At 45.7% G+C, this 13,142-nt stretch carries 13 protein-coding genes; all 13 read left to right on the forward strand.

Annotated features, from left to right (window positions below; genetic code table 11):
- The first annotated feature begins 56 nt into the window (after nucleotides 1-56).
- The 13 genes from DCMF_RS23305 to grdA all read left to right on the forward strand — a co-directional run bounded on the left by DCMF_RS23305 (nucleotide 57) and on the right by grdA (nucleotide 13,128).
- Nucleotides 57-1,079, forward strand: a complete 1,023-nt coding sequence (locus tag DCMF_RS23305) for an ABC transporter permease (RefSeq protein ID WP_148136644.1) — start codon at nucleotides 57-59, stop codon at nucleotides 1,077-1,079.
- A gap of 1 nt (nucleotide 1,080) precedes the next feature.
- Nucleotides 1,081-1,968 carry an ABC transporter permease gene (locus DCMF_RS23310; protein WP_236860103.1) on the forward strand — a complete coding sequence of 296 codons (888 nt, stop codon included), beginning with the start codon at nucleotides 1,081-1,083 and terminating at the stop codon, nucleotides 1,966-1,968.
- A gap of 3 nt (nucleotides 1,969-1,971) precedes the next feature.
- On the forward strand, nucleotides 1,972-2,988 hold the full coding sequence (locus tag DCMF_RS23315; RefSeq protein ID WP_148136645.1) for an ABC transporter ATP-binding protein: 1,017 nt from the start codon (nucleotides 1,972-1,974) through the stop codon (nucleotides 2,986-2,988).
- A complete protein-coding gene (locus DCMF_RS23320) occupies nucleotides 2,972-3,952 on the forward strand; it encodes an ABC transporter ATP-binding protein (protein ID WP_236860104.1) in 981 nt (326 codons plus the stop codon). The genes DCMF_RS23315 and DCMF_RS23320 overlap by 17 nt, the downstream gene beginning before the upstream one ends.
- Nucleotides 3,953-4,111: 159 nt before the next feature.
- Nucleotides 4,112-5,311: a saccharopine dehydrogenase family protein gene (locus DCMF_RS23325; protein WP_148136646.1), complete on the forward strand. Its 1,200-nt coding sequence runs from the start codon at nucleotides 4,112-4,114 to the stop codon at nucleotides 5,309-5,311.
- Between the two features lie 14 nt (nucleotides 5,312-5,325).
- Entirely contained in the window at nucleotides 5,326-6,465 is a 1,140-nt protein-coding gene (nspC, locus tag DCMF_RS23330; RefSeq protein ID WP_148136647.1) for a carboxynorspermidine decarboxylase, read from the forward strand.
- Nucleotides 6,466-7,058: 593 nt separating this feature from the next.
- Nucleotides 7,059-8,513 (forward strand): aminotransferase class I/II-fold pyridoxal phosphate-dependent enzyme, encoded by a 1,455-nt coding sequence (locus DCMF_RS23340; RefSeq protein WP_148136648.1) that lies wholly within the window; start codon nucleotides 7,059-7,061, stop codon nucleotides 8,511-8,513.
- 12 nt (nucleotides 8,514-8,525) lie between these two features.
- Nucleotides 8,526-9,380: a polyamine aminopropyltransferase gene (gene speE, locus DCMF_RS23345; RefSeq protein ID WP_148136649.1), complete on the forward strand. Its 855-nt coding sequence runs from the start codon at nucleotides 8,526-8,528 to the stop codon at nucleotides 9,378-9,380.
- 55 nt (nucleotides 9,381-9,435) lie between these two features.
- A complete protein-coding gene (locus tag DCMF_RS23350) occupies nucleotides 9,436-9,888 on the forward strand; it encodes an N-acetyltransferase (RefSeq protein ID WP_148136650.1) in 453 nt (150 codons plus the stop codon).
- 204 nt (nucleotides 9,889-10,092) lie between these two features.
- The gene (locus DCMF_RS23355; RefSeq protein ID WP_148136651.1) at nucleotides 10,093-10,734 is read left to right on the forward strand and encodes a GntR family transcriptional regulator; all 642 of its coding nucleotides are present in this window, start codon (nucleotides 10,093-10,095) and stop codon (nucleotides 10,732-10,734) included.
- Nucleotides 10,735-11,027: 293 nt separating this feature from the next.
- Complete coding sequence (gene trxB, locus DCMF_RS23360) at nucleotides 11,028-12,248, forward strand: thioredoxin-disulfide reductase (protein WP_148138046.1); 1,221 nt, start codon at nucleotides 11,028-11,030, stop codon at nucleotides 12,246-12,248.
- A 37-nt stretch (nucleotides 12,249-12,285) separates the two neighbouring features.
- Nucleotides 12,286-12,600, forward strand: coding sequence for a thioredoxin TrxA (trxA, locus tag DCMF_RS23365; RefSeq protein ID WP_148136652.1), 315 nt, complete (start codon nucleotides 12,286-12,288; stop codon nucleotides 12,598-12,600).
- A gap of 84 nt (nucleotides 12,601-12,684) precedes the next feature.
- On the forward strand, nucleotides 12,685-13,128 hold the full coding sequence (grdA, locus tag DCMF_RS23370) for a glycine/sarcosine/betaine reductase complex selenoprotein A (protein WP_148136653.1): 444 nt from the start codon (nucleotides 12,685-12,687) through the stop codon (nucleotides 13,126-13,128).
- Nucleotides 13,129-13,142 lie beyond the last annotated feature (14 nt).

Consider the following 13,142-nt stretch of genomic DNA (forward strand, 5'->3'; position numbering starts at 1 on the left):
AGGGGCAGGCTCCCCCGGGGTGATTTTTTGAACTCCAAATTCAAGGGGGGAGTCCTGTGCAGAGTCGGCAATTTTTGCTTCGGCGCTTAGCCTGGTCTATTTTCGTTTTATTTGGTTTATCCGTGCTGATCTTTGTCATTGCACGTGTGATACCGGGGGACCCGGCCCGCATGGCGCTCGGACCGCGTGCCCCCCAATGGGCCATTGACAATTTAGTCAGGGAGTTGCACCTGAACGAGCCAATTTACATGCAGTACTGGCTGTGGTTAAAAGGTGTGTTTCATGGAGATTTGGGCATTTCTTTAGTTACCAGGCGGCCGGTGCTGGCGGATATCGTCGAATTTCTTCCTGCCACAGTGGAGATCATTTTAGTGGCTGCCATTGTAGAAACGGTGGGCGGTATTCTGCTGGGCGCTTTATCCGCCCGCTATTCGGGAAGCTGGTTTGACAGTGTGGTGCGCATCGTTGCTTATTTGGGTGTGGTCACACCGGCTTTTGTGTGGGCGATTATCTTTGTGCTGATCTTTGGATATCTTTGGCCGGTTTTGCCCATTATCGGCAGAATTGACCCCGGGATGGCATCACCCCCTTTCATTACAGGACTGATGACGATAGACAGCCTTCTGGCCGGGGATTACCGGGCCTTTCACAGTGCCTTTCTCCACTTAATCCTGCCCTCTTTTGCTTTAGCCATGGGCGGAATGGCTCAAGCGGCCCGAATTACCCGGTCCAGTATGTCGGACAATTTAGGCCGGGATTATGTGGGCGCCGAAGTTGCTTCCGGAATACCCCAGCGGTTGGTGATCCTGAAGTACGTATTGAGGCCCTCCTTGATTCCCACCGTTTCTATTATTGCTTTGGATATTGCGGCCATGCTGGGAAATGCCTTTCTGGTGGAATTGGTTTTCAATTATCCGGGGATCTCCCGTTACGGGATTAATGCCATGCTGACCAAAGACCTGAATGCCATCGTATCGGTAATTATGGTGATCGGCTTGGCCTTTGTACTGGTCAATATCGTGGTAGACGTGATTGTGGCTTATTTGGACCCAAGGATCAGATTGCAGGGGGGAAAATAAAGTGGATGGGAAGAATGGAAAAAAGAAATGGGCAGCCAGAAGAGAAAGTATGGGCCGGGCGTGGTATAAGTTTTCCCGCCATAAGCTGTCCCTATTTGGCTTGGCGGTGGTCCTGGCCGTAATCTTTATGGCCCTGTTCGCCCAGTATGTGGTACCCTATCCCAAGCATGCCGGGGCTTTTGTTGACTTGGGTCAGGCCGGGCAGGCGCCGGGAGGGGGGCACCTGCTGGGCACGGATCAATACGGCAGAGATGTGTTCAGCCGGATTCTCTTTTCCTTTCGCGGGGCCATCGTCATGGGCTTGGGGGTGCTGGTGGTGGCGGTACCTGTGGGCGTCGTCCTGGGTTTGATTGCCGGTTATTTTCAGGGATCCTTTGTGGAACCGTTGATCATGCGCACGGTGGATATCTTTTTGGCCTTGCCCCCCCTGGTTTTGGCTTTGGCAGTGTCGGCCGTGCTGCGCCCTACCCTTTTTAATTCCATGATGGCCGTGTCTTTTGCCTGGTGGGCCTGGTATACGCGTCTCTCCTACAGCATGGCTTCCTCGATTCGCAATGAATTCTATATTCAATCGGCAGAACTGATTGGGGCCGGCCAAATTCATATCCTGCTGCGGGAAATACTGCCCAACTGCCTGGCGCCTATTCTGACCAAGATGACGCTGGACATGGGGTGGGTGATTCTCATCGGGGCTTCTTTGAGTTTCGTGGGCATGGGGGAGCAGCCCCCCAAACCGGCTTTGGGCACCATGGTGGCCGACGGGGCCCAGTATTTGCCCCATATGTGGTGGCTGGCGGTCTTTCCCGCCCTTGCCATCATGATCATTGTCCTGGCTTTTAATCTAGTGGGGGACGGGGTAAGGGATATGCTCAGTACGGAGGAGGTATAAGAGATGGATGGAGACCCGATTCTCTCTATTGAAGACCTGCACGTATGGTTCAAGGTATACGGAGGCGTGATGAAAGTATTAGAGGGAGCATCTTTAACAGTAGGGCTGGGGGAAAGAGTGGGGTTGGTGGGAGAAAGCGGCTGTGGTAAAACCACCACCATGAAGGCTGTACTGAGAATTTTATCTAAACAGGCGGTGGTCCCGGCCGGGCGGATTTTGTTTCAAGGCCGGGATGTGCTGAAAATGAGGGGCAGAGAGCTTCAGGCCCTGCGGGGACAAAAATTATCTATGATCTTTCAGGACCCTACGGCATCTCTAAACCCAGTTTTTACCATTGGGGAGCAAATCAGGGATGCCATCAAATATTCCGGATTTGTGTCCAGGAACGGTCCCAAAGCCCGCGATATCGCCGTTCAGGCGCTCCGCGATTGTGCCATGCCGGACCCGGAGCGGATTATGAACAATTATCCTTTTCAGCTCAGCGGGGGGATGCGGCAAAGAGTGTGCATTGCCACCGCCCTCGCTACAGCCGGCAGTCTGTTGGTTGCCGACGAACCGACAACGAATCTGGACGTGACCATTCAGGACCAGGTCTTAGAACTGATGCACTCTTTAGTGCAAGAGAAAGGAACCTCCTTCATTCTCATTACCCACTCTTTGGGGGTGGCCCGGGAGATGACGGACCGGATTTACGTGATGTATGCGGGAAGAATGGTGGAGGTAGCCCCCACAGAGGTGATTTTTGAACATCCGTGCCATCCCTATACCCAGGGGCTGCTTCATTCCATTCCCAAGCTGACGGGTGAGGGCATGATGGAGGGCATTCCCGGCCGGCTGCCCAGTTATTTGAACCCTCCCTCCGGCTGCCGTTTTTATCCCCGCTGTGCCCAAGTGCTGCCGGAATGTCAGGCCCAAAAACCGCCTCTTTTTGAAATCGCCAAGGGCCACCAGGTGGCTTGTTTCCGGTATCAGAACCAAAGTGCCGGTAGCCCGGGGGAAGGATGTGAGTGCATTGGCTGAGGATGTCGTGGTCGTACACAATCTGCAGAAATACTTTCCTGCCCATAAAAAGAATTTGTTTGTCCGGGCGGTAGACGGCATTGATTTTACCGTGCGCAAAAACGAGGTGGTGGGGCTGGTAGGTGAGTCAGGCTCCGGTAAAAGTACCACTGCTTATCTGGTCATGGGCCTGTATGAACCTACCGCAGGCACCATTTCCTTTCAGGGACAGGACATTTCCCTTTCTGCAAAAAAGAGAGCTTTGACGCTGAAAAAAGAGATTCAGATTGTTTTCCAGGACCCGGGTACCTCTCTCAACCCCCAAAGAACGGTGGGCCAAATACTGGGCATGCCTTTGCGGGTGCACAAGGTGGTCCCGGAAAAGGATTTGGAGGAAAAGATTGCCTTGCTTTTGGATATGGTGGGTCTCCCGGAAGATTATATTTACAAATATTCCCGGACCCTGGGCGGGGGAGAGCGGCAGCTGGTCGCCATCGCCAGGGCCCTCGCCACAGATCCTTCCCTGATTGTACTGGATGAACCCACATCAGCTCTGGATGTTTCCGTGCAGGCAAAAATTATTGGTACGTTAATGCGTTTGAGGGAGCAGCTGGGGATGTCCTACTTGTTTATTACCCATGACATGAGCCTGATGAGAAATATTGCCGATCGGATTGCGATCATGTATCTGGGCAAGATTGTGGAAATGGCGCCTGCCCGGGACTTCTTTCAAAGGCCGCTCCACCCCTATACCCAAATGCTATTGTCATCCATTCCCGTGGTGTTGAAGGCGGAGCAGGAATTAAAACCACAGCGGATCCGTTCCCAGGGGGAGATTCCCAGTCCCGTGCATATTCCCCCGGGCTGCCGGTTCCATACCCGGTGTCCCCAAGCCGGCCCTATTTGTTTGCAAGAGGAACCTGAAATGATGGAGGCCTTTCCCGACCATAGAGTGTGCTGCCACCTTTGTCATAAAGCCAATTAACCCCCTTTTTTCAGCCGGACCCACGTGTCCGGCCTTCTTCTGGTGCCAGGCACTTAACTTATTAAGTCATTTTTTTATCGCTATTCTTGATTATTTGAGATATTCTTTGTATAATTCTCATTATTGAATTATTAAAAAAGAATTTGGGGGGGCGTTGAGATGGGAAAAGCTTTAATTATTGGCGCCGGTGGTGTTGCCAGTGTTGCGATACATAAATGTTGCCAGAATCCGGAGGTTTTCGAAGAAATCTGCATAGCAAGCAGAACTGTCTCAAAATGCGAAGCGATAAAAAATAAATTAGCCGGAGGCCGCACAAAAATTCATACTGCTCAACTTGACGCTGATAATACGGATATGGTAATTGACTTAATAAAGAGCTTTAGGCCGGATATTGTGATGAACCTCGCTCTCCCTTATCAGGACTTGTCAATTATGGATGCCTGCCTTGCAACTGGTGTTGATTATGTTGATACTGCGAATTATGAACCGCCAGATACGCCCAAATTTGAATATAAATGGCAGTGGGCATATCGAGAGAAATATAAACAGGCAGGTATCACCGGGTTGTTAGGGAGTGGTTTTGACCCCGGTGTTACGGGCGTTTTTTGCGCATATGCCCAAAAACATTACTTTGATGAAATTCATTATATCGATATTGTTGATGCCAATGCAGGCGATCATGGATATCCCTTTGCGACAAATTTTAACCCTGAAATTAATATCCGCGAAGTAACAGCTAAAGGCAGGTACTTTGACAACGGTGCATGGATAGAGACAGCCCCCCTTTCTGTGAAAAAGGTCTATGATCTTCCAGAGATCGGTCCTAAAAACATCTATCTGATGTACCATGAAGAATTAGAGTCTTTAGCTATTCATATCAAAGGAATCAAGCGCATAAGATTTTGGATGACTTTTTCAGACAATTATCTTAATCATTTACGGGTGCTACAAAATGTTGGCATGACCTCGATTGAACCCATTGATTTTGAGGGACATTCCATCATACCTTTGCAATTTTTAAAGGCGGTTCTTCCGGATCCTGCATCCCTTGGCCCGAGAACAAAGGGGAAAACAAATATCGGTTGTATTATTCAAGGTTTAAAAGACGGCAAGCCGAGGACCTATTATGTTTACAACGTTTGTGTTCATGAGGAATGTTATGCAGAAGTTGGTTCACAAGCAATTTCCTACACCACAGGGGTCCCGGCCATGATAGGTGCCATGTTAACCTTAAAAGGCATCTGGAAAAAGCCTGGTGTTTTCAATGTGGAAGAATTTGATCCGGATCCGTTTATGGAAGCTTTGAATCAATATGGGCTACCGTGGCAAGAGGATTTTTCACCCACTCTTCTTGATTGAGGTATAAATTAATTATGAACATTGACTTCGGCGCCTTACCAACACCCTGCTATATTGTTGATGAAAGACTTCTGATAAAAAATCTTGAAATACTGCATTCTGTACAAGAACGTACAGGATGCAGTATTCTTCTTGCCTTAAAGGGATTTTCCATGTACGCAGTATTTCCATTAGTGAGCAAATACCTAAAAGGTATCACGTCAAGTTCATTATTTGAGGCGAGACTAGGGTTTGAAAAGATGGGGAAAGAAGTTCATGTTTATGCGCCGGCTTACGTGGAGCAGGAATTTGACGAATTTCTTAACTATTGCGACCACATTGTTTTTAATTCTTTTGATCAGTGGAATCGATTCAAAGGCAAAGTAAAAAATTTTAATGCAAAAAAAATAGCATGCGGCATCCGCGTAAATCCGGAATATTCGGAAATTGAAACACCTATTTATAATCCTTGTTATAAGCATTCAAGACTAGGAGTAACTTTGTCTAATTTCAGACCTAAAGAGCTGGAGGGCATTGACGGACTTCATTTCCACACCATGTGCGAGCAAAATTCTGATACTCTGGAACGAACCATCAAAGTGGTTGATGAAAAATTCGGGGCATATATTCAGAAAATGAAATGGCTTAATTTAGGTGGCGGCCATCATATCACCAGACCGGATTATGATCTGGAAACCCTTGTCCGTTCCATTTTATTTTTTAGGGACAAGTATGGAGTAGATATCTATTTAGAACCAGGTGAAGCTATTGCTTTGAATACTGGATTCCTTGTTGCCCAGGTTCTCGATATTGTTGATAATGACATGAGAATCGCCATTTTGGATACTTCAGCAGCATGCCACATGCCTGATGTACTCGAAATGCCTTACAGACCCCATATTATTGATGCGGGAAAGCCTGGTGAATATTCTTATACTTACCGGCTTGGCGGGCTTACTTGTCTCGCGGGAGATATTATTGGCGACTATTCTTTCACACAGCCTTTAAAACCTGGTGACAGGCTGGTGTTTTGTGATATGGCCCACTATACAATGGTTAAGAACAATATGTTCAATGGTGTAAACCTTCCTTCAATCGCACTTTACAACGAAGCAGAAGGCATTAAAATCATCAGACAATTTACTTATGAAGATTATATATCCCGGTTATCCTGATAAATAAGCATTTATATGATAGGATATATGTATATAAATCAGCAATCTGCCTGTAAGGTTTTTGATGGATGATTTAACTAATGATAAAAGAGCCAGAAAAAACAAGGAGTATGGATATGGACTTTCTCAAAGGAATTTTAGATGTGATAGAGACTGATTACCCAGACAGATACGTGATGATGTTAGAGGATCGTACCCGGATCAAAACGTTGTTTTCAAATGAAGAATGGATAGACATATTGACAAAATCTAGGAATTCTTATGAAAGTCATCTTAAACGAATTAAAAAACAAGAAAACGTTTAACCTATGTGATCATCAAGCAGAGAATAAGGTTGATTGGAATAAGGTTAAATTTTTCGCTTGGCAAGAAGTGAAATGTCCAGGGGACGGGGTGTGCGCCCTTGTGTGGCGCACACTGCGTCCCCTGGTATATTCCAGAGTAAAACTCCTCGGTGGCTGCGGGAATGAGGAAGTCATTTTTTCTGGCCAAGTGTATTGATAAATCCCTGCTAACATGTTAAATTATGTTTGCTTTACTATTTTTAAAAAAGATCCCCATGATTAACTGAAAGAAAGATAGGGCGGTGTTTAATCATGAAGCTTTCCCAAAATATTGCCCCGATTTTAGACGCGCTCGACAAATATAAGAAAAATAGAGTGGTTCCTTTTGATGTTCCTGGTCATAAGCAGGGTAAGGGAAACTTAATGCTCAGAGATTTTCTGGGGGAAAGATGCCTATCTGTTGACGTAAATTCTATGAAGCCTTTAGATAATCTTTGCCATCCGGTATCTGTAATAAAAGACGCAGAGGATTTAGCAGCCGAGGCATTTGGATGCGACAATGCGTTTTTTATGGTCAACGGCACAACTTGCTCTGTTCAAGCCATGATTATGAGCGTATGCAAGGATGGGGACAAAATAATTATGCCGCGAAACGTTCACCGCAGTGCCATTAATGCTGTTATTCTAACCGGTGCCATTCCGGTTTATGTCAGTCCGGGAATTAACAGTGAATTGGGCATCCCTCTTGGCATGTCTATGAGAGATCTTGAACAGGCGATTTTAACAAACCCGGAGGCAAAGGCTGTTTTTGTTAACAATCCTACCTATTATGGAATTTGCTCGGATTTGAAAGGTATAATTGAGCTTGCCCACAAACACAATATGCTTGTACTTGCGGATGAAGCCCATGGCACCCACTTTTATTTTGGCGAAGGCATGCCGGCTGCCGCCATGCACCTGGGCGCTGATATGTCCGCGGTCAGTGTGCATAAAACCGGAGGGTCCCTTACGCAAAGTTCTCTGCTGTTGGTCAATGCAAAGCGCGTTAATCCCGGACATGTCCGAACGACCATAAATCTGACCCAAACTACCAGCGGCTCCTATCTGCTCCTTGCCTCGTTGGACATTGCCCGCAAAAATCTTGCCATCAACGGTAAGGATATTTTCGCCAAGGTACTTGAGCTCTCTGAATACGCCAGACAAGAGGTCAATTCAATTGGTGGGTACTATGCTTTTTCCGAAGAACTTGTTAACGGTGACACGGTTTTTGCTTTCGATCGGACAAAGCTGAGCATGCACACCCTGAGCATCGGCCTGGCCGGGATCGAAGTTTATGACATCCTGAGGGATGAGTATTCCATACAGATTGAATTTGGGGATATTGGGAATATTCTGGCGATTATTTCCGTGGGGGACACCTATTTTGCCATAGAACGTCTTGTCGCCTCCTTGACGGAAATTAAACGGCTCCGCTCCAAAAATAGGTCGGGCATGTTTGACCATGAGTATATTTCACCAGTGGTGAAACATTCCCCCAAGGCCGCATTTTATGCGCCCAAGAAAAGGGTTGCCATTGCCGACAGCAAGCACGAGGTCAGCGGTGAATTTGTAATGTGCTATCCTCCGGGAATTCCCATATTAGCACCTGGAGAGATGATTACCGAGGAAGCGATAGAATATATTCAATACTCTAAGCAAAAGGGATGCCTGCTCACTGGAGCTGAGGATATGGAAATGCAGTTTATTAATGTATTAGATTTATAGGGGGTATGGATAATGGAATTATGGTACACGGAGGAACATACCGACACAGTCCGTTTTTCAATTAAGGTAAAAGAGCAATTATACAGTGCAAAAAGCCCGTTCCAGCAAATTGATGTGTTTAACTCAGAGGAATTTGGCGTGATTTTAACTATTGACGGATTGATGATGGTTACTCAAAAGGATGAATTTATCTACCATGATATGATTGCCCATGTTCCCATGGCGACAAATCCCCAGATTGAAAAGGTACTTGTGATAGGTGCAGGCGACGGTGGCACGGTACGCGAGCTGACACGCTACCATGGGATCAAACAGATTGACATGGTTGAGATTGATCAGATGATTGTTGACGTTTGTCGCAAATATCTGCCTCAAACCGCTTCCAAGCTTGACGATCACAGGGTTAATCTATACTTTGAGGACGGGCTCAAATTTGTCCGCACCAAGGAAAATGAATATGATTTAATTGTTGTTGATTCCACTGACCCCTTTGGACCTGGAGAGGGATTGTTTACCAAAGAGTTTTATGGTAATTGCTTCAAAGCGCTCAAAGATGACGGTATCCTGGTTAATCAGCATGAAAGCCCCTACTATGAATCTTATGCAAATTCCATGAAACACGCCCACAAACGGATTAAAGAGTTTTTCCCGGTTTGCAAGGTTTATCAGGCCCATATACCTTCTTATCCGTCAGGGCATTGGCTCTTTGGTTTTGCCTCCAAAAAATACGACCCGATTACCGACTTCAATGCCAACGCATGGAACCAGCTTGAGTTGAAAACAAAATATTATAACACGGAACTGCATATCGGGGCGTTTGCACTGCCCAATTATGTAAAGGAAATGCTTGAGGATAACAATGAATAGTCATTCGCATGAGAATGCGATCATAATATTATTTTAATATAACGGGGTATGCTATATGATATATCGAAAAGCACGTATGACTGATGTGGAAGCGATTCATGGGTTGATTAATAATTATGCAGAAGTAGGTCTGATGCTGGCCAGGTCCCGCAGCTCATTGTATGAATGCCTACGGGAATATACGGTGGCCGAAAAAGACGGCGCAATTATTGGTGTGGGAGGACTGCACATCCTGTGGTATGATTTGGCGGAAATCCGGGCCCTGGCCATTGCACCCGAGTACAGTAAACAGGGCATTGGCCGTCAAATCGTCTCCTTATTGGAAAAAGAAGCACGGGATTTAGGATTGCCCAGGCTATTTGCACTCACTTACCGGCAGGAGTTTTTTGTCAAGTGCGGGTTTAAAGAAGTTGACAAGAAAGAACTTCCCCAAAAAGTGTGGAAGGAATGTATTGATTGCCCCAAGTTTCCCCATTGTGAAGAACAGGCTGTGATCAAAATCCTCTAGACGGCAAACAAAAATTAACAGCATAGTTTTATTGGTCGGTAAGAAGGAAAAATCCTTACTCTTGTAGAATATTTCCTGAAAAGTAATACTATTTTTTTGTCTTTTTCATAAAAGACTAGTAAAAAACACTAAGTTTTGATAGAATCAGACTAGAGGGTTATCCTATGCAGGTGTCTGAAAATTTATTTTCAAGGGGATATCGATGTGACGGAGAAAACACAAACAGTCGAAGAAGTATACGAAACATTGAAAAAACGCATTATCAGTTTGGAATATAGTCCCGGCCAGGTGCTGAATGAAGCGGATATTGCCAATGAGTTCGAGTTGAGCAGAACTCCGGTCCGGAAGATATTCGAACAGTTAAAAAACAAGAAGTTGCTGAATATTATTCCCAGATACGGTGCCCAGGTGGCCACCATTGACTTTCGCTATATGAAATCGGTCTTTGAGGTGGTGCGGGAACTGGAAGGGTATGCCACCCGATTGGCTGCGGAACGGATACCTGAGGAGAGGATTCCCGATTTACTGAGCATTGTGGAACGAATTAAGCAGTGTAATATAGAAACCGATTATAAGACCATCATTACGGAAGACGAAAAATTTCATGAAATTGTGATTCAAGCCAGCGATAATCCTGCCCTTGTTGATATCCTTCTTGACCTCCATATGCATACCGAAAGACTCTGGTTTTATTCCCAAAAAGACCTGGTTAATCTCAGCTTATTTCATGAAACCTTGGCCAATATTATAGAGGCTTTGAGACAAAGAGATGTTTGGAAAGCCGATTCCTGTGCCAAGGAACACATTGATGATTTTGTCGCGCTGATCAAGCGAGAACTTTTATAAAACAAAATAGACGGCCTGGGAAATTATTTCCCAGGTTTTTTTATTTTTATCAGGGCGTAGAATGGGCAAAATGATAATACTGATTCTAAGCTTTTATGATGGTTTAAATTTTTATTAAAAAACTTTATCTATTTTTTTAAAAGATAGAAGGAATTTGTCACATCGTAGCGAAGAATATTATAAAAATACAGTAATACGATCAGTGAAATACAAAGAGTTTTTTTAGGAAAAAATAGGAAAATACAATTAGAGAATTAAGAAGCTCAATTTATTTCTTAAGGGAGGCAAATATGGTGGCAGAGATTTATGACATTCTCGTTGTTGGTGGGGGACCGGCAGGTTTAGCCGCAGGGATATATGGGTCCCGGTCACGCCTGAAAACGGCGATTTTGCAGAAAGGGAAGCCGGGCGGTCAGGCGGCAACCACCCAGGAATTAGAGAATTATCCGGGCTTTTCCCGGGGTACCACGGGGCCGGCATTGATGGAGGCGATGGCGGAGCACGCCAAAAGCTTTGGTACGGAAATCCTGCGGGAAGAAGTTATTGATCTGGAGTTAGAAGAAGAAATAAAGATCGTTAAAACGAAAAGCGGTGCCGAATACCGGTCTAAGGCCGTAATCCTCGCCCCGGGTGCTGAGCCTAGATCCTTAAACATTAAAGGGGAACGGGTATTAAGAGGAAAAGGCGTTTCCTATTGCGCAACTTGTGATGCGGATTTCTTTGAGGATTTGGACGTGGTGGTGGTAGGAAACGGTGACGCTGCGGTGGAAGAAGCCATGTACTTAACCAAATTTGCGGAAAGCGTTACCATTATTGTGATCCACGATGAAGGGGTTCTAGACTGCAATAAAGCCAGTGCAGAGCATGCTTTTGCCAATCCCAAGATTAAATGGGTATGGAATTCCGTGCTGGAGGAAATCAAGGGCGACGGTCTGGTGGAAAGCGTGATGATCAAAAACATTAAGACCGGAGAAATTTCCGAAATGGAGACAAACGGAGTCTTCTTCTTTGTAGGAACAGTGCCCAAGACCGAGATCTTAAAAGGAAAAGTGGAACTGAGTGAACAGGGATATGTCATTACCAATGATTTGATGGAAACCTCCGTCCCCGGAGTTTATGCAGCAGGTGACGCCAGGGTGAAATATCTGCGCCAGGTGATCACGGCCGCCAGTGACGGGGCTGTGGCAGCGGTGGCGGCAGAAAAATATTTGGCGGAAGAGGAAGGGTTTAAAGACCAGGTCCTTCATGCCCAGGAGCCGGTGCTGGTAGCCTTTTGGGCGCCTCAAATTGAAGAGAGCATTGCGGCCGTATCAAAGTTGGAAAAGGCAGTAAGTGAATTAGCCGGCAAAGTGAAACTGGTTAAGATTGACACTTACCGAAATCAAAGAGTGGCCAAAAGATATGGGGTCACTGAAATACCCACGGTGGTCTTTTTCAAAAACGGAGAAAAGGTCGATGCCATAAAGGGAAGCTTTAGTACAGAAGAAGTAGCGGAAAAAATTAATCTGATTTAGCACATGTACAAATTAGGCAACTAAGGAGGTGAACAAAATGATTGAACTGACGAAAGAGAATTTTGAACAAGAGGTACTACAGGCAGAAGGCTTAATCATGGTTGATTTTTGGAGCCAAAAATGTGAACCTTGTAAAGCGTTAATGCCCAGCGTTCATGAACTGGCCGAAAAGAACGAGGGAAAGGCAAAATTCTGCAGCCTGGACACCACCAATAACAAGAGACTTGCCATCAGTCAAAAGGTCTTAGGGTTACCGACCATCGCATTCTATCAAAATGGGGAAAAGATTGCCGAATTATGCAAAGATTTTTCCATTGAGGATGTAGAGGCAAAACTAAACGAGCTGGCATAAAACTTGTTTATTAGTAAGGGGATGCTTTTTACAAAAAATAAAAAATAAATCATATGACACCATGAATGAAAGGGGAAAAATGTGATGCTGGAAGGCAAGAAAGTCGCCATTCTCGGTGACCGGGACGGGATTCCTGGACCGGCCATTGAAGAGTGTGTGAAGTCAGCCGGCGCAGAAGTAGTATTCTCAACGACAGAATGCTTTGTCTGAACGGCGGCTGGAGCAATGGACCTGGAAAACCAGGCGAGGATCAAGGATTTGACGGATAAATATGGTAATGAAGATTTAATTGTTGTTCTGGGCGGAGCCGAAGCAGAAGCTTCCGGCCTGGCTGCCGAAACCGTATCTACCGGAGATCCCACCTTTGCAGGTCCGTTATCCGGAGTCTCGTTGGGACTCAAAGCTTATCATATGTTTGAATTAAAAGATGAAGTTGACCCTACTGTTTATGATGAACAGATCAGTATGATGGAAATGGTTCTTGATGTGGATGACATCATCAATGAAGTAAAGACTTATCGCGGATAATACGGGTCAGCAAG

The organism is Candidatus Formimonas warabiya (assembly GCF_002777255.1).
Lineage (GTDB): Bacteria > Bacillota > Dehalobacteriia > Dehalobacteriales > Dehalobacteriaceae > Formimonas > Formimonas warabiya.

Excerpts from the sequence above, each read along its gene's own strand:
- DCMF_RS23315 (WP_148136645.1), top strand. The coding sequence starts at position 1,972 with ATGGATGGAGACCCGATTCTCTCTATTGAAGACCTGCACGTATGGTTC.
- DCMF_RS23325 (WP_148136646.1), top strand. The coding sequence starts at position 4,112 with ATGGGAAAAGCTTTAATTATTGGCGCCGGTGGTGTTGCCAGTGTTGCG.
- nspC (WP_148136647.1), top strand. The coding sequence starts at position 5,326 with ATGAACATTGACTTCGGCGCCTTACCAACACCCTGCTATATTGTTGAT.
- speE (WP_148136649.1), top strand. The coding sequence starts at position 8,526 with ATGGAATTATGGTACACGGAGGAACATACCGACACAGTCCGTTTTTCA.
- DCMF_RS23350 (WP_148136650.1), top strand. The coding sequence starts at position 9,436 with ATGATATATCGAAAAGCACGTATGACTGATGTGGAAGCGATTCATGGG.
- trxA (WP_148136652.1), top strand. The coding sequence starts at position 12,286 with ATGATTGAACTGACGAAAGAGAATTTTGAACAAGAGGTACTACAGGCA.